This window comes from Rhizobium sp. YTU87027 (assembly GCF_050644135.1).
In the GTDB taxonomy this organism is placed as follows: Bacteria; Pseudomonadota; Alphaproteobacteria; order Rhizobiales; family Rhizobiaceae; genus Rhizobium.
Window position 1 is genome coordinate 659,788 of sequence record NZ_CP098441.1, and the last position, 15,142, is coordinate 674,929.

13 protein-coding genes, 3 pseudogenes and 1 riboswitch are annotated in these 15,142 nt (G+C 58.1%); of the genes and pseudogenes, 7 read left to right on the forward strand and 9 right to left on the reverse strand.

Annotated features, from left to right (window positions below; all coding sequences use genetic code 11):
- Window positions 1-28: 28 nt before the first annotated feature.
- From NBG89_RS21840 to ribB, 4 genes are all read left to right on the forward strand, one after another.
- The gene (locus NBG89_RS21840) at window positions 29-817 is read left to right on the forward strand and encodes an SDR family oxidoreductase (RefSeq protein ID WP_431324199.1); all 789 of its coding nucleotides are present in this window, start codon (window positions 29-31) and stop codon (window positions 815-817) included.
- Between the two features lie 4 nt (window positions 818-821).
- Window positions 822-1,559: a triose-phosphate isomerase gene (tpiA, locus tag NBG89_RS21845; RefSeq protein WP_431324200.1), complete on the forward strand. Its 738-nt coding sequence runs from the start codon at window positions 822-824 to the stop codon at window positions 1,557-1,559.
- 68 nt (window positions 1,560-1,627) lie between these two features.
- Complete coding sequence (locus NBG89_RS21850; RefSeq protein WP_431324201.1) at window positions 1,628-2,410, forward strand: glucose 1-dehydrogenase; 783 nt, start codon at window positions 1,628-1,630, stop codon at window positions 2,408-2,410.
- A gap of 105 nt (window positions 2,411-2,515) precedes the next feature.
- Window positions 2,516-2,660, forward strand: a riboswitch (FMN riboswitch).
- A 114-nt stretch (window positions 2,661-2,774) separates the two neighbouring features.
- The gene (gene ribB / locus NBG89_RS21855; RefSeq protein ID WP_431324202.1) at window positions 2,775-3,401 is read left to right on the forward strand and encodes a 3,4-dihydroxy-2-butanone-4-phosphate synthase; all 627 of its coding nucleotides are present in this window, start codon (window positions 2,775-2,777) and stop codon (window positions 3,399-3,401) included.
- A gap of 323 nt (window positions 3,402-3,724) precedes the next feature.
- Here the strand turns inward: ribB and NBG89_RS21860 are convergent, their stop codons facing one another.
- From NBG89_RS21860 to NBG89_RS21870, 3 genes and pseudogenes are all read right to left on the reverse strand, one after another.
- On the reverse strand, window positions 3,725-3,982 hold the full coding sequence (locus NBG89_RS21860; protein ID WP_431324203.1) for a hypothetical protein: 258 nt from the start codon (window positions 3,980-3,982) through the stop codon (window positions 3,725-3,727).
- Between the two features lie 249 nt (window positions 3,983-4,231).
- Window positions 4,232-4,399: pseudogene (locus NBG89_RS21865) on the reverse strand (GNAT family N-acetyltransferase); the annotation flags it as partial.
- Complete coding sequence (locus NBG89_RS21870; protein ID WP_431324204.1) at window positions 4,399-4,701, reverse strand: DUF1778 domain-containing protein; 303 nt, start codon at window positions 4,699-4,701, stop codon at window positions 4,399-4,401. The gene NBG89_RS21870 and the pseudogene NBG89_RS21865, both read right to left, overlap by 1 nt.
- A 121-nt stretch (window positions 4,702-4,822) precedes the next feature.
- Here NBG89_RS21870 and NBG89_RS21875 point away from each other — a divergent pair.
- Together NBG89_RS21875 and NBG89_RS21880 are read left to right on the forward strand one after the other, a co-directional pair.
- A pseudogene (locus NBG89_RS21875) lies at window positions 4,823-4,961 on the forward strand (AbrB/MazE/SpoVT family DNA-binding domain-containing protein); the annotation flags it as partial.
- A pseudogene (locus tag NBG89_RS21880) lies at window positions 4,924-5,181 on the forward strand (PIN domain-containing protein); the annotation flags it as partial. The pseudogenes NBG89_RS21875 and NBG89_RS21880, both read left to right, overlap by 38 nt.
- A 346-nt stretch (window positions 5,182-5,527) precedes the next feature.
- Here NBG89_RS21880 and NBG89_RS21885 read toward each other — a convergent pair.
- The 6 genes from NBG89_RS21885 to NBG89_RS21910 all read right to left on the reverse strand — a co-directional run bounded on the left by NBG89_RS21885 (window position 5,528) and on the right by NBG89_RS21910 (window position 13,007).
- Window positions 5,528-6,637 carry a sulfite oxidase gene (locus tag NBG89_RS21885; protein WP_431324205.1) on the reverse strand — a complete coding sequence of 370 codons (1,110 nt, stop codon included), beginning with the start codon at window positions 6,635-6,637 and terminating at the stop codon, window positions 5,528-5,530.
- A gap of 532 nt (window positions 6,638-7,169) precedes the next feature.
- Window positions 7,170-8,318: a response regulator gene (locus tag NBG89_RS21890; protein WP_431324206.1), complete on the reverse strand. Its 1,149-nt coding sequence runs from the start codon at window positions 8,316-8,318 to the stop codon at window positions 7,170-7,172.
- A gap of 13 nt (window positions 8,319-8,331) precedes the next feature.
- Complete coding sequence (locus NBG89_RS21895; protein WP_431324207.1) at window positions 8,332-8,697, reverse strand: response regulator; 366 nt, start codon at window positions 8,695-8,697, stop codon at window positions 8,332-8,334.
- Window positions 8,694-11,321 carry a GAF domain-containing protein gene (locus NBG89_RS21900; RefSeq protein WP_431324208.1) on the reverse strand — a complete coding sequence of 876 codons (2,628 nt, stop codon included), beginning with the start codon at window positions 11,319-11,321 and terminating at the stop codon, window positions 8,694-8,696. Before NBG89_RS21900 ends, NBG89_RS21895 begins: the two co-directional genes overlap by 4 nt.
- Window positions 11,287-11,844 (reverse strand): SCO family protein, encoded by a 558-nt coding sequence (locus NBG89_RS21905; protein WP_431324209.1) that lies wholly within the window; start codon window positions 11,842-11,844, stop codon window positions 11,287-11,289. The genes NBG89_RS21900 and NBG89_RS21905 overlap by 35 nt, the downstream gene beginning before the upstream one ends.
- Before the next feature lie 23 nt (window positions 11,845-11,867).
- Window positions 11,868-13,007: an ABC transporter substrate-binding protein gene (locus tag NBG89_RS21910; protein ID WP_431324210.1), complete on the reverse strand. Its 1,140-nt coding sequence runs from the start codon at window positions 13,005-13,007 to the stop codon at window positions 11,868-11,870.
- Between the two features lie 629 nt (window positions 13,008-13,636).
- Between NBG89_RS21910 and NBG89_RS21915 the strand changes: the two genes are divergently transcribed.
- Window positions 13,637-15,133: a sugar ABC transporter ATP-binding protein gene (locus tag NBG89_RS21915; RefSeq protein ID WP_431324211.1), complete on the forward strand. Its 1,497-nt coding sequence runs from the start codon at window positions 13,637-13,639 to the stop codon at window positions 15,131-15,133.
- The last annotated feature ends 9 nt before the right edge of the window (window positions 15,134-15,142 follow it).

Here is a 15,142-nt window from a genome sequence, read left to right on the forward strand (position 1 = left end):
AACAATGCACTTATAGAAAGGAAGAGCGATGCCCGACATCTCTCTGAACGCCCCAAAGCTATTCGATCTCAGCGGCCAGGTTGCCCTCGTAACCGGCGCAGGAAGCGGAATTGGCCAGCGTATTGCTATTGGTCTTGCGCAGTGCGGTGCAGACGTCGCGTTGCTTGATCGTCGCACAGATGATGGTCTAGCCAATACAGCCAAGTTCATTCAGGCTGCCGGTCGGCGCTCACTACAAATCGCGGCCGACGTCACCAGCAGATCATCTCTCGGCGACGCTGTTGCGCGGACAGAGGCTGAACTGGGCCCATTGGAACTTGCTGTCAATGCGGCTGGTATAGCCAACGCCAATCCCGCGGAAGAGATGGAGGAGGACCAGTACCAGACGTTGATGGACATCAACCTCAAGGGCGTCTTTCTTTCCTGCCAGGCCGAGGCTCGCGCGATGCTGAAGAACGGGCGAGGTGCCATTGTCAACATTGCGTCCATGTCTGGCGTGATCGTCAACCGGGGACTGAGCCAGGCACACTACAACGCCTCCAAAGCAGGCGTGATTCATATGTCGAAGTCGTTGGCGATGGAATGGGTTGAGCGCGGGATTCGCGTCAACACGATTTCGCCTGGCTACACTGCGACGCCTATGAACACGCGCCCGGAGATGGTTCATCAGACTAAGCTGTTTGAGGAGCAGACACCGATGCAGCGCATGGCAACGGTCGATGAGATGGTGGGTCCAGCCGTGTTCCTGCTGTCGAATGCCGCGAGTTTCGTCACCGGCGTCGATCTCCTCGTCGACGGTGGCTTCTGCTGCTGGTGATGCCATGAGAAAGCTTATAGCAGGCAACTGGAAAATGAACGGTCTCGCTTCCTCCCTGGCTGAGATCGAGGCGCTGAAGGGAACAACGGGCACGGCGGCGTGCGATATCGTCGTCTGCCCGCCCTTCACGCTGATCGAAAAGGCTTCTGTGCGATCCAATGGTTCGAACATTGCAATCGGCGCCCAGGACTGCCACGCGCATATTTCAGGTGCGTATACTGGGGATGTCTCAGCGGAAATGGTTGCTGATGTGGGTGCTCGCTTCGTCATTATCGGCCACTCCGAACGTCGCGTCTTACATCTTGAAACCGACACTACGGTTGCCAGCAAGGTGACTACGGCTCACAAGGCCGGACTGACGGCAATCATTTGCGTGGGTGAGACCCGCAGTGAGCGTGACGAGGGAAGGGCGGTTGAGATCATCGATGGGCAGCTGCGTGGGTCAATTCCGGCTGGTGCCTCAAGCTCCAACATTGCAATTGCATACGAGCCCGTCTGGGCGATAGGAACTGGCCTTATTCCGACCTTGGAGCAGATCGAAGAGATCCATGCTTCCATCAGGCGCATGCTGGAAGAGCGTCTTGGCGAGGACGGTCGTGAGGTGAGAATTCTCTATGGGGGTTCGGTAAAGGCTTCAAATGCTGCCGATATCCTCAGGGTCGCCAACGTGAACGGAGCCTTGGTCGGAGGCGCATCATTGAAGGCTGCAGATTTCGCCGAGATCATTCTGGCCGCCTCCTGAAGACGGCCTGACGAATTTCGGCTGCCTCTTTGAGCTTCAACATCGTCAGACAATTAGAAGGAAAGACTATGAGACGCTTCGAAAACAAAACCGTCGTCATCACCGGTGGAAGCCGCGGTATTGGTGCTGCAATTGCCAAGCGGTTCGCGCGAGAAGGAGCCAACCTCGTGGTTTCCGCCAACGAAGACTCGGTCCATGCCGTCGCTGAGCAGATCAAGGCGGATGGTGGCAAAGCTATCTCGTTTGTCGGAGACGTGACAGATAAGGCCAGCGTTAAGGCACTCTATGACGCAGCGGAAAAGGAATTTGGCAGGATCGACGTATCCATTCAGAACGCAGGTGTCATTACCATTGCCCGTATCGAGGATATGACCGAAGGCGAATGGGACAAGGTTCTGGCAGTTAACACCAAGGGTGTCTTCCTGTGTGCCCAGGAAGCGATTTTGCGGATGCGCAAGCATGGACGCGGTGGGCGTATCATCAATACGGCGTCGGGTCAGGCACGCGACGGCTTTATCTTCACCCCACACTATGCTGCTTCAAAGATGGGCGTTGTGGGCATCACTCAAAGTCTCGCCAAAGAAGTTGCAAAGGAAAACATCACCGTAAACGCCTTCTGCCCGGGCATCATCGAGACAGACATGTGGGCCTACAACGATCAGGCTTGGGGCAAACTTCTCGGCAATTATGGCCCTGGAGAACTGATGAAGGAATGGGTCGAAGGCATTCCTATGAAGCGTGCTGGGTCGGGCGAGGACGTCGCTGGCCTCGTCACTTTCCTTGCTAGCGACGATGCTACCTACATCACCGGCCAGACGATCAATGTTGATGGTGGCTTGATCATGTCCTAGCCCCGTTCGAAGATGAGGAACGGTGCGTTTATGGCGGGAAGGAAGTTTTCGCCAGTTTATCGCGACGTTCCTCTTGCGAACTGATGCAGTGAATGTCTATGTTACGCATGTTCTCAGGGCGGGGTGTAATTCCCCACCGGCGGTATCGAGGCAACTCGGAGCCCGCGAGCGCCTTCGCGAAAGCGAAGGGTCAGCAGATCCGGTGAGATGCCGGAGCCGACGGTCATAGTCCGGATGGAAGAGAGCAACGCAGGGGTCGTCGTGTTTGACGACGACTTGTATGCTTGTTCGCCCAAGGGAAAATTGTGGCTGTTAAAGGCCATGCTCGCCGCTCACCGCGGCAACCCTTGAAAGGCAGAAGAGAATGGCAATTTCCAAGATTGATGATGCGATCGCCGCGATTGCGCGTGGCGAGATCGTCGTTGTTGTCGATGACCGCGACCGCGAAAACGAAGGGGATCTCGTGATTGCCTCCGAGGCAATTACTCCTCAATCGATCGCGTTCATGATGAACTACGCACGTGGCCTCATCTGTGTCGCGATGGAAGGCGAAAGGCTCGACGAGCTCGATATTCCCCTGATGGTTCCGCGCAATACCGAAGTGCTCAAAACGGCGTTCACCGTGTCCGTGGACTATATCCCAGAAACAACAACCGGGATTTCTGCTGCCGATCGCGCAGCGACCGTTCGGGCCCTCGTCACTGACGGTTCTCGTCCCGAGGATTTTGCGCGTCCAGGACATATCTTCCCGCTGAGAGCCCATCCAAACGGTGTTCTCTCTCGTCCGGGCCACACGGAAGCGGCGGTTGACCTTGCCCGGCTTGCTGGTCTTTCACCATCCGGAGTGATCTGCGAAGTGGCAAACGACGACGGAACGATGGCTCGGCTACCCGAGCTGGAAGTGTTTGCTGAAAAACACGGTCTTCATCTAATCACGATCGAAGATCTCATCGCGTATAGAACGTCCAGCCTGTCTTCTAAGGCCGCATGATTTTCGGAATTGGCAGGCGCGATTATGGGGAATCGCGCCGAAGCCAAAGATGGACGTCCAGCCGACGGCCGGGTAGCAAGGTACTGCCGCGGGCGCCAATCCCGCGGTCTATAGCTTCTTACGGAAGTGCTTCCTTTCCGGTGGGCTTTAAACCAAGCCTGGCGTATAGAGGGCAGTGCCGCGATCTTCTTTTCGATCTCTGTCAGCTGCCCTTTAGCCTCAGGTGAAAGACGGGCGCCAGATTCTGAAAATTGATCAAAATATCTTTCTATCTTTCGACTAAATGAACCTGATCATCATCGAGCCCGAGCTTCTTGCGCTGGTCATAAACGGCTTGGATCCGCGCAAATAGCTTTGGATTCCGTAGGAGCTTCGATTGGTGCTCGGAGAACTTTTCGGAAACTGCCTTCTCTGTTTTTTTCGAGCACGTCGTTGTTGTTCGCGCCAACGACCATGTAGAACGCTTCGTTGAGTTGGCCGAGCAATGCTCCTGATTGCTCAAGAGCCAATACTGTATTGTTGAACGTCGGCGGTTCCAGATTTTCGGAGATCTCCTCCGTTCTATCAGCGTCGAGCCGCATCGCCTCCAGAATTGCAGGCTCCCAATCTGTATCTTTGATCTTATCAAAAGGAAGCGGCGGTATGGCAGCTGACTGGGAACGAGCAGCGGATTGGTCTCAATCGCTGCGACCGGCTGCAGAAGAGCAAGGTTCAGACCGACGATAGAAAATGCTGCTGCGAACGTCAGGTAATGCTTCATCCTAACCTCCAGTGGTTTCGGTGTGGCGGGACCAGCATCCGACACGAGCTTGTGCCCTTTAGCGCTCGTCCTCCGCCGTCAGCACCCAAACACGAAGATGATCTGCCTTCGTGAGCTTGTTGGCCGTCTTCTTGATAAAGTTATCGACTTGGCTAACGCCACACGAAAAAGCCGCCCGATCGTGTTTGGAAGGATCGAGCGGCTCGATGAGGCGTTTCGGCTGTACGTCTTCTGCCATTACTTGGAAACGACAGTCTCGCGATGACGCTTGAAAGCGTCCTTCAGGCTGTTCGTCGGCGCAGGCGGGTTATCGAGAGCCTCGAAAAATGCCGTGTGATCGACAGCCTTAAGACCGGTCGCTTCATGGGCCGCGATCGTTTCGATCGCAGACTTGTAGGCTGCATTGATCGTAAAGGCGGAATCGTCCATGCCAGAAAGCGCAGCCGCCCGGTGAATGGCATCCTTGATACGAGGCTTCGTACGGAAATTCATCCGCGCGTTGCTCGGCTCGTCGATATCGATGTCTTTGAAAGCAAGCATAGTCGCCTCCTGCCTTAGAAATTAGACCGCTTTGTACGCCTCATCGACTTACACGTCATTGAATGTGTACGCCTGTACGACGTACATCTGGAATGCAAATCGGCCGAAATGTTGATGTTGACCGAAGGCCGTCGCCCTTCCTGATGATGTAAAGCGCGTTGACCTTGCCGTTGGACGCACGAGGATTATCGCCCCTGCCGGAGAAGTTTGGGAGCTGGTTCGAAGGCAGCCGTTCCAGAGCGGAATCTCTCGGTCGTCGAAGGCTTTGCCGCACGGCTCGAGGTACTTCCATACGACGAGATGGCCGCAAGCCATACAGGTCAGTTGCGTGCCGAACTTGCACGCGGCGGCACCCCGATCGGACCTTACGACCAGTTAATTGCCGGTCACGCGCGCTCGCGGGGGCTGATATTGGTCACGAATAATCGGCGTGAGTTTGATCGCGCGCCTGGCCTACGTGTCGAGGACTGGACAGCCTAGGCCTTCGACTGATCACGGCGGGCGACCGCAGCCCTTACGAGCAATGTGGTAAGGCCACGTAGCATTATTATCCTAGCATCTCGAATGTCCGGGTCGATGGTTCGCTTCCCTTCAACTGCAAGCCAGATGCCGAATGACGGGCTCTCTGGATTGTTCCCATCAAGACCTTTGAAAGCTCGTCCGCTGCCCGGTCCAGTGCGGAGATTCGCGAATGTGTTCAATGACGGCTTCGCGCCGTCTCGGCCGTAGAGACCAGCTTCGCCACGTCCGAAAAGCAGACGTTGGCGGCGACGACCCTGGAGGTCGCGGTTGCGCCAAAGAACGCCATTCCGCCCCATGCGAGTGATTAGATCACGAATTCCTCCTCGTACGTCTGTGGCTCGGGAACGACCGTAACCTCCACCGGAGTGATCCAATTGGCCGCGTAGCTCTCGCAGTCGGAACGCTGGAGGTCGGGCTGTACGGATCCCGCCCCATCGATCGCGCGACATCGCAGTATATATCGCCCCACTTCTTCAGGGGTCCACATGTACTCCCACAGGCGCCATGCAAAGGGACGTTCTGTTTCGAGGAGCCTTCCCTCGCGCCAGCCCCTGCCATCTCCGGTGCAGACCTGCACCTGCCGGATAACAGCCTCTCCGCTCCAGGCGGCTCCGAAAATCCGATACGGTTGGCCGACGATGAGACGCGCCCCCTGTACAGGACGCGCGATCTGCGCTTTGACCTCCATCTCCGCAAGGGGGACCAGCCTGGGTTCCCCGAGGCTGCGCTCCCAACGGAAATAGTCGCGCGCCTGCCAGTAGCCAAGGAACGGTTGCTCCACAACCGTGATATCAGTGATCCACTTGACCCAAGCCATGCCGAACCAGCCACCCACGACCGCGCGTAACGGGTAGCCGTGATCGCGCGTCAACGGCTCCTCGTTCATCGAATAGGCAAGGATCGTGCTGTCAGCGATGGCCTTCTCAAGCGGTAAACTGCGCGCAAAAGCGATGGGGCCGGGAGAAGCCGTTTTCTTGTTCGTGTCGACGACGCCGCTGTCGGCGCCTGCGAGCAGAACCTCACCTGCGGTTCGCTTGACGCCCGCCATTTCCAAAATCTCGCGCAGAAGAACACCTGTCCACGCGGCATTGCCGACGGCTCCATTCTGCCACTGCAACCCCTCCTTCGGCGGCACATAGTAGACGCGGCCGTTCCCTGCGCACTCGACGACGGCGGTGAAAGTCGTGCTCCGCATCGCCTTGATGCTGTCGAGGTCAAGTTCGATCGGCCGCTCCACCGCCCCGCCAACGCGCAATCGCCAGTCGCGCGCATCGAGGTCCGGCGACGGGAAATGGTTTCGCACGAAGAACAGCTCGGTTGGGATCAGCCAATCGGAGAGCGACGCAAACGGAAACTCGATGTTCGGTGGGGATTTCTGTCGAACTATTAGACTGGGTTGCTGTGGTGTCGGCATCGTCCTCGTCTCCCCTTCCAAGAGCATAACGGCGGCTCTCGGTCGCACGAATTCCCCGTTCGATCACACCGCCCCTCGCAGTGCGTCTGTCGCATTCCGCCTTCGGGTCGCATTCTAGCACATACCGTACGTTCCTCGGATCAACCTCGAACGGCAGCAAAGGGTCAGCTCGAGACCTCGATCCGGATCGTTGAATGTCTGCTATCGCCCAAACAAGTCGAGCCAAGCTAAGTTCTTAGGCATGCCCTTCAGCGGCGACACAATCCTTCGACATTTAAAGCGCAATTGTGGACCAACTTACAACGACGCTTCAGTTCTAATCGTAGTTGCCGATTACTGGCGTTGGCGAGAAGCTGTCGTACATTGTGCCCGAGTAAGAAGACCGCAGTCGATGGATAGCGGAAGTTGATAATCGCTTGGCTGACGTCCGGCTCGCACCAAACGATCGCCGTTCAATTGCCGAAGACACGACCGCAGACACCACGCATTGGTCGGTCAATTCAAGGCCATCCCCGGCTACCTAGGTTCATCATCACCATGACGGTCCAAGCCACCGAACAATTGCGTAGGCAGGCATAGGTCGGTGAAGTCCCTTCAGGGGCAAATCGCCGACGGGAACAGCCTCGATCAACGGTTCGACAGCTGAAAAGACGCGTTGACTGACGAGGATCTGACGGGACCTGGCTTCCTCGCACAATCGAGCCGCGTGGTTGGTCACGGTGCCGATGACAGCGTAGTCGGAGCGCTGGTCGAAGCCGATCCGACCGATGGTCGCGTGGCCCCGCGCAATGCCGATGCCGAAGCCAAGCACAAAGTCCCGTTTGCGCCACCGCTCTGAATGCTCATCAATGGCATCGCGCATCGCTGTAGCCATCGAGACTGCCCGCTCAGTATGGTCAATGCAGGGTAGCGGATCGTTGAAGAAAACAACGACGCCGTCGCCGACAAAGCGCTCCAAAGTTCCCTCGTGCCGGACGATTTGGCTGCCAAGACATGCATGATACTCTCGAAGGACCGTCATGACCTCTTCCGGCTCTGCGGTCTCGGAGAAGGCCGTGAAGCCGCGCAGATCGCAGAAAACGACCGTCACTTCGCGGCGGTGACTTTGGAGAAGCGTGTCGCCATTCTCGGCCGCAACAATGAGATCGGCGACCTGAGCGGGTAAAAACCGTCGGAGCCGAGCCATCCGCTCGATCGCGGTGACCTGCTCCGCCACTTGCTGTTCGAGGGATTGGTTCCATGCTGCCAACCGTGCCGCCTGGTCCTGAAGGCTCCGCGTTTGCTCTTCGACGGTGTCGTGAAGCATCTTCTGCCGCAGCATCGATCGGACGCGCGCCAGCAGCGCGTGATGCTCGAACGGCTTGGTCAGATAGTCGTCGCCTCCAGCGTCCAATCCTTCGACGACATCGCGCGTGTCGGCTTTGGCCGTTACGAGGATGACCGGAATCGATCGCAGCGAAACGTCCTGCTTGAGCATGCGCACGAGGCTGATACCGTCTAGCTTCGGCATCATGACGTCAAGAAGGATGAGATCAGGCTTAAGGTCGTGTACTTTGGCGAGACCCTCTTCACCGTCTGCGGCGGTCACCACTTCGTAGCCGCAGGCATTGAGGCGCATCTGCAGGATTTCGAGATTTTCCGGTGTGTCGTCGACGGCGAGAATGAGGGGCGGGTCGTGCATTGTGTGGTTTCCCTCAAGACAGGAATTCGCGGATTGTTGCCAGAAGCTGGCGCGGGCTGAACGGCTTGGCGACGTAGCCGTCACATCCCGCAGCCAGGGCTTTGGCCTCATCACCCGACAATGCGTAGGAGGTGACGGCAATGATCGGTATGTGCCGGAGTGCCGGGTTGGACTTGATGTGGCGAGTCGCTTCGTATCCGTCCATCATGGGCAGCTGGATGTCCATAAGGATCAAGTCCGGCTTCTGCGCCGCGGCCGCCGTCACGCCGGCGATGCCATCTGCGGCCTCGATCAATTCGTATTCAGTGGTAGCGATGAGGTCTCGCACGATCTGTCTGTTGTCTTCGGTGTCTTCCACCATCAGAATCCTTTTGCTCATCCCGCTTCAGAGCGCTCCTCTGCATCGATTGGTATCGTCATCCGGAATGTCGCACCGGCACCGGGCGATGACACTACGGTGATTGTTCCGCCGTGCATTTCGACAAAGCGTTTCGAAATTGCCAGACCGAGACCCGTGCCGCCCTTTTGCCTGGTGCTGCTGTCGTCAACCTGCTTGAATTCCTCAAAGATGAGTGTTTGGTCTTCCAGCGCGATACCTGGGCCAGTATCCCTCACGGCGATCTCGAAGTGGCCATCGGTTGCCGCGGCAAGAATGTCGACTGAGCCCGCCTCGGTGAATTTGATAGCATTGCCGGTAATGTTCAGCAGGACCTGGGTCAGGCGGCGCTCGTCACCGCGGCCCGCGGGAAGATTCTCTGCGACCGACGCGGTGAACGCGAGGCCTTTCTCCCGCGCCAACGGTTCGACAGCGGCGGCTACGGTTCGTACGATCTGCCCAAGGGAATAGTCGTCCAGCGCCAGTGTTAATTGCCCTGCTTCGATCTTCGAAAGATCGAGCACGTCGTTGATAAGGTCTAATAGGTGCCGGCCGTTGGCCTGCACCCGTGCCACAGTCACCCTTGCTCTGTCCGGAAGCTCACCGTAAATACCGTCAACCAGCAGCTCCGTGAAGCCCAGAACCGAATTAAGCGGTGTCCTCAGTTCGTGGCTCATGTTCGCGAGAAACTGAGACTTATGGCGGCTCGCCGCCTCTAGCTCTCGACCTTTAACCTCTATCTCGTGGAACAGCTTGGCGTTCTGGATGGCCAAGACCGACTGTGCGGCGAAGGTTTCCATCAGGTGGACAACCTTTTCGTCAAATTCTCCGGGTTCACGGCGCCTGACCACGAGAGCGCCAACGATCTTATCCGGCCTGAGCAATGGCACAATCAGCACGCTGCGATATCCGGCTTCGCGGATGATTTTCTGAGTGGGGGTTCCTTCGCCGAGTTCGGGAACCTGCACAGGCTCGCGGCGCCGTGCCGCATCGCCGATCCCCGGATCATTCAATCCAATTGTCTGCCCAGAAATGGCGGCAACCAGCTCGTCACTCATCCCGTAAGTTGCACGCGGGCGGAATTGTTGCCTGCTGCTACTGAACACATAGATAGTGCCCGCATCCGTGTCGGATAGGTGCACGGCTTTTGCAACGATTGTCCGAAGCACCGTGTCGAGATCAAGCGTCGAATTGACGGCCTTGGTGACTTCTCCGAGCGCCTCCAACTCGGCAACAGAGCGTGCGAGTTCGGCTGTGCGCGCTTGGACCTCCTGGAACAGGCGCACGTTTTCAATCGCGATCACCGCCTGATCGGCGAAGGTGGTGAGCAGTTCAATCTGCTTGCGGTTGAAGGGCCGAACCTCGACGCGGCGGATCGTCAGGGTTCCGATGGCTTCTTCTTCCCGCAGGAGCGGGGCGGCGAGGGTGGTCCGATGGCCAAGCCGCATCGCCATTTCTCGGCCCGCAGGGAAATCATCGCCCGCGGCGGTGAGGTCGTCTACATGCACGGTCTGTCTGTCGACAAAGGCGCGACCGGAAACCCAGTCGCGACTAATCGGCCAGTTGGGGAAGTCGATCGGAATCGAACCATAATGAGCTCTCCATGCCAATGACTCGCCGTCTTTAAGAAGTATGGCCGCATCGTAGGCATCGCAGAGCTTTGCCGCGCTCTCGGCAACGGCATTCAGGACGGGCTGAATGTCGGTCGGAGAGGCAGCGATCGTGCGCAGGATTGCGCTAGTTGCCATCTGCCGCTCCAGCGATTCCGTCAGCTCTCGATTACGGGTTTCAATTTCCTGGTAAAGGCGCCCGAGCTGGGCAGAGGTGTTGTTGACATTGTCCGCGAGCACCCCAAGCTCGTCCCGATTGCGGATCGCGACCTGCTGGGCAAAGTCGCCGGCGGCTATCTGACGCAGACGCGTTTCGATCTTCATGACGGGCTCTATCAACGACCAGGAGATGACGTAGCCGAGACCCAGTGCCAGCAGAATACTGCCCAGAATAAAGAAGACCACGACCAGCCGCGAGGTTTTGTAGGCTCCTTCCGTCGCCTCGATGGATGTCACCATATCGGCCTCGGCAATATTAACGAGCTGGTTCGTCAGCCGTTCGAGCCGATCGGCCGACGGCATGATCTGGTCGACTTGAAATTTGCGCGCTTCGTCTGTGCGGCCGGTGCGGATAAGCTCTGCGACGCGCGTTACGCCAGCCGTAAACCGGTCATATTCCAGCCGGACCTCGCCGAGCAGTTCCACTTCACTTTCGGTGACGAACTCCATGCGGTCGAGGTCGTATCCGAACTGGCTGAGCTGGCGCAACGCTGCATCCAGCATCCTTTTGTCTTGCAGCAAAAGTGCGGTCGCGATGCTGTAGAGTTGGTTCGTTGTGTCGTGCTGGACCTGGCGGTAGGCCGCAATCCTGCGCTGCAACTTGATTAGCTCGGTGGTCTGATCGTTGACGCCGCTCAACACGCGCAATTCGACTCCCCCGAGCACGATCAGCATTCCGACGATCGACAGGAATGCGACCAAAAGCTTTGTTTGGACGCGCGCCGGCAACTGCGCCACGCAGCCGACGAGCCAACTGGCGACGTTACCGGGATTCATCCACGAGGCTGAGAAGATCACTTCGGAACTCCTCTGGATCAAAGCTGGCGCCCACATATTGCACGCGCAAGCTGCCGTTGCGGTCTACGAGAGACGTCAACAGAGTATGGTCGATGTCGCCGTTTGCTGTCTTCATCGCAATGACGCCGTACTTCCGGCCGATCTCATGGACCGTTGCCGGATCGCCGGTAAGAAACACCCAACCCTTCACATCGGCGTCGAAATTCTGCGCGTATTGTTTCAGCACCTCGGGCGTATCCCGCTCCGGGTCTACAGTGATCGAAACGAAATTGATCTGTGACCCGAACACAGGGCCCAGCGCGTCCTTCACACGCGCCATGTTGTCGGTCAGCATCGAGCAGATATCGGTGCAGGAAGCAAAGATGAACGCAATGGCGACCACCTTGCCGCGAAATTCGCGGAGTGAGACAGGTACACTGCCCTGTGACGTCAGTGTAAAGTCTGGCGCCGCTCCGATAGTCGGCAAGCGCTGATCGTGCGATGCATCATGCGCATGCACTGGCCCGGCTAGCAAAACCAACATCACAATCTGCGCGGGCCACCTCCTCATGTCTTCAGCTCGCGTTTCACCTCGCTGAGGAAGCGCCAATCGGTACCGTTGGCGATGATTTCGTGCGGGCTCGACTTGATCATGCCTGATTCATGTAGCCGCAGGGCGTAAAACCGAATCGTGTCCTCGGGGTCGTATTCGCGCCATTTTCCGTAAGGCACCTCGCTCATCGTCTGCAGGGCATAATCATAGTTGGCGGTGAACCCGCCATCGACGATCTGTCGCGCGATGCGCCGTGGCTCAGCGACGCATAGGTCTGCTGCCTTGAGAATGGCGCGCAACACGCGCTTGGTGGCGACAGGGTTGTTCCGAACGAAGTCCGAATTGCCCGCCAGCATGCAGCAGAAGTACTGCGACCAGGGACGATCGGTGGTACTGTTTACGACTACGTGGCCGATGTTGCGAGTGTGCAGTTCCTGGGGCTCGGGGGGAAAGCCGAGAAACGCATCGACTTTTCCATTGATGAAAAGCTCCATCGGCCTGACGGCTGGATCGGTCACCCAGCGGATGTCCTTTTGTGGGTCCAGGCCGACATATGCAGCCATGCTGGTCAAAAACACGTGCGGCGTTGATCCCAGGCCCTGTACGCCTACGGTTTTGCCTTTCAGATCTGTCATACTGCGAATACTTTCGTTTCCGAATAGTTCGAAGCACCCAGGATGCACGCCCGCCAGCACTACGATCGGGTCACCTGCATCGATCGCAACGGCAAGGGGCGCAGCAAAATTCAAACTGAAATCCACCCCTCCTCGCGCGATCATCTCGGACGTGCCGTAGCCTGGTTCCGCCCTGACATAGCGGACATCGGTGAATCCCTCCAAACGCAGCAGGCCCTCGGCGACATACTGTGGCGCAATGCAGATGCCGCTGATCTTTCCGAAGCGGATGGTGGTCGTTTCCGGTAGTGGTTCGGCCCAGCCCTGTGTCGCGGTGCCTAAAGCGCCAGCGACGCCAACTGCCGCTGCACCGGCCAGGAAAGAGCGGCGGTTCTGCATGATGTGCATCGGAACGCTTCCTCTCTCATAAGACGGAAAAATACCCGTCAGAATCTCGTGGAAGACTATTTCAAAAAGAGAAACACGCGCCTGTGAACGCCAAAGCAAGTAGGAAGGCAGAGCAGTCCTTGCTTCAAGCAAAAGGTCTTTAATGCTTGATTTTTAGTTTCCGTAACGGTCAAAAAATATACGCCTAGTCTGCACCGCTAGCGAGAGAAAACTATGCGTCTGCTGAGAAGACCTGGCGGTAAACTCGCTTTTGCAGAGCGTGATGCCGCCCTTGCTTTCGGTCCCACGGTGAATTCCGTCTTGTAGTGGCGTCACGACTGGTTGTGTAGGAGCCGGCTCTCGCCTGCGGCGAGGCCGAGCTCAATGGCATTTCGCCGCCCCGCTCCCTCTCCGCCGGGAGCGGGGGCTCATAACTTCACATCGGCTGTTTTGAGCTGTTCGGGACCGATCGCGTCCGAAAGATCCGCGACCTAAAGGGCAAGAGCGTGGTCGTGCCGGAGCGCGGTGGCGTCGGCATGGTGATCCGCCCATATCTCGAGGCGCTGACTGCCAATGGCTAAAGAAATCAGAAACGTCGGCGCTTCGGTCCGCGCTCGCCTGTTGCAACTCGCCAGGGCGAGCGGACAGGCGCAACAACAAACCTTGTTGCTTGCGCGGTGCGACTGGATTCTTGGACGATCGCCAAGATCACCTCCTGAGCGTGCTTGACAAAAATGTTATCGATAACATAAGCTCGTTTCAAATGCGCTTGGGAGGAGCGAATGGACGAACAGCTGCTTTTGGAGTTCCGTGGCATCTCCAAGGATTTCGGTGGCACAAAGGCGCTGACCGGCGTGTCTCTCGGCCTTCGCCGGGGCGAAATTCTGGCGCTGCTCGGGGAGAACGGCGCGGGCAAGTCGACGTTGATCAAGACGTTGGCGGGCATCTATAGGCCTGACGAAGGCCACATCCTGTTGCGCGGGCAGCCATATAACCACAGGCCGCCAAAGCCGAACGAGCGCCAGCCCGTCGCTTTTATTCACCAGGATCTCGGTCTTATCGAATGGATGACGGTTGGCGAAAATGTCGGGCTGGCGCAGGGCTTTTCGAAACGTCGTGGCTTGATCGATTGGGCAGCCACAGAACGACGCACCGCCGATGCGCTGAGGCTGGTCGGCTGCGACTTCGATCCTTCAACGCGTGTCCAGAATTTGACCCGAACCGAAAAGTCGCTCGTCGCAATCGCCCGCGCCCTGGCTGTTGAAGCCGATATTCTGGTGCTCGATGAGCCGACAGCCAGTCTTCCGGCCGACGAGGTCGAACGGCTATTTGCCGCCATTCGCCCCTTGAAGGAGCGGGGTGTGGCGATGATCTACGTTTCGCATCGACTGGACGAGATCTTCCGGATCGCGGACCGGGTGGCGGTGCTCCGCGACGGGAGGCTCGTCGGTCAAACGGCTGTCAGCGAGACCAACCCTGACGAGCTCATCCGCATGATCGTCGGCCGGAAGGCCGATCAGCTGTTTGCGAAAGCGCAGGGAAAGGCAGGCCGGACCCTGGTGTCCGTCGAGGGCCTGGCCTGCAACGGTGCCGGCCCGATCTCCTTTAAGATGCGCGAGGGCGAACTGCTTGGTCTGGTAGGGCTTCGCGGTGCCGGTCAAGAGCTCATCGGCCGGGCATTGTTCGGATGCGAGCCGTCCGTCGGGTGCGTCGAAATTCATGGGGCAGCGCCAGACCTTTCCAGTCCGGTAACGGCGATCGCCTCGGGCGTTGGCCTCATCGCCCGTGATCGCACGGAAGAGTCCGTCGCCATGTCGCTGTCGATCCGCGAGAACACCTTCCTCAATCCAGCTGCGTCCGGGCGCGGCCTCTTCAAGTTCCTGTCGCCGGCAAACGAGGCTTCGCAGGCTGCGGCAATCGGCGACTCCGTGGGGCTCAGGCCGAATGACCAGGCTCTCGCCATCGAAGCGCTCTCGGGTGGCAACCAGCAGAAGGTCGTCGTCGGCCGCTGGCTTTCCACCGGGCGCAAGCTTCTGATCGCCGAGGATCCGACCGCCGGCGTCGATGTCGGCGCAAAAGCCGACATATATCGCCTGATTGCATCGGCCGTCGAAGCCGGGCTTGCTGTCCTGGTCATCTCCACCGATTTCGAGGAGATCGCCCATATCTGCCACCGGGCTCTGGTTTTTTCACGCGGCGCAATCGTCTGCGAACTCTCAGGCGAGAGCCTGACAACGTCCGCCGTCATCGCGGCAGCCTCCGCTTCAGAAGCGGCCTGACATAGGGGA

Bases quoted from the DNA above. Each gene is read 5' to 3' on its own strand.
- NBG89_RS21840 (WP_431324199.1), top strand. From the start codon at position 29: ATGCCCGACATCTCTCTGAACGCCCCAAAGCTATTCGATCTCAGCGGC.
- tpiA (WP_431324200.1), top strand. From the start codon at position 822: ATGAGAAAGCTTATAGCAGGCAACTGGAAAATGAACGGTCTCGCTTCC.
- NBG89_RS21850 (WP_431324201.1), top strand. From the start codon at position 1,628: ATGAGACGCTTCGAAAACAAAACCGTCGTCATCACCGGTGGAAGCCGC.
- ribB (WP_431324202.1), top strand. From the start codon at position 2,775: ATGGCAATTTCCAAGATTGATGATGCGATCGCCGCGATTGCGCGTGGC.
- NBG89_RS21860 (WP_431324203.1), bottom strand. From the start codon at position 3,982: ATGCGGCTCGACGCTGATAGAACGGAGGAGATCTCCGAAAATCTGGAA.
- NBG89_RS21870 (WP_431324204.1), bottom strand. From the start codon at position 4,701: ATGCTTGCTTTCAAAGACATCGATATCGACGAGCCGAGCAACGCGCGG.
- NBG89_RS21885 (WP_431324205.1), bottom strand. From the start codon at position 6,637: ATGCCGACACCACAGCAACCCAGTCTAATAGTTCGACAGAAATCCCCA.
- NBG89_RS21890 (WP_431324206.1), bottom strand. From the start codon at position 8,318: ATGCACGACCCGCCCCTCATTCTCGCCGTCGACGACACACCGGAAAAT.
- NBG89_RS21895 (WP_431324207.1), bottom strand. From the start codon at position 8,697: ATGAGCAAAAGGATTCTGATGGTGGAAGACACCGAAGACAACAGACAG.
- NBG89_RS21905 (WP_431324209.1), bottom strand. From the start codon at position 11,844: ATGTTGGTTTTGCTAGCCGGGCCAGTGCATGCGCATGATGCATCGCAC.
- NBG89_RS21915 (WP_431324211.1), top strand. From the start codon at position 13,637: ATGGACGAACAGCTGCTTTTGGAGTTCCGTGGCATCTCCAAGGATTTC.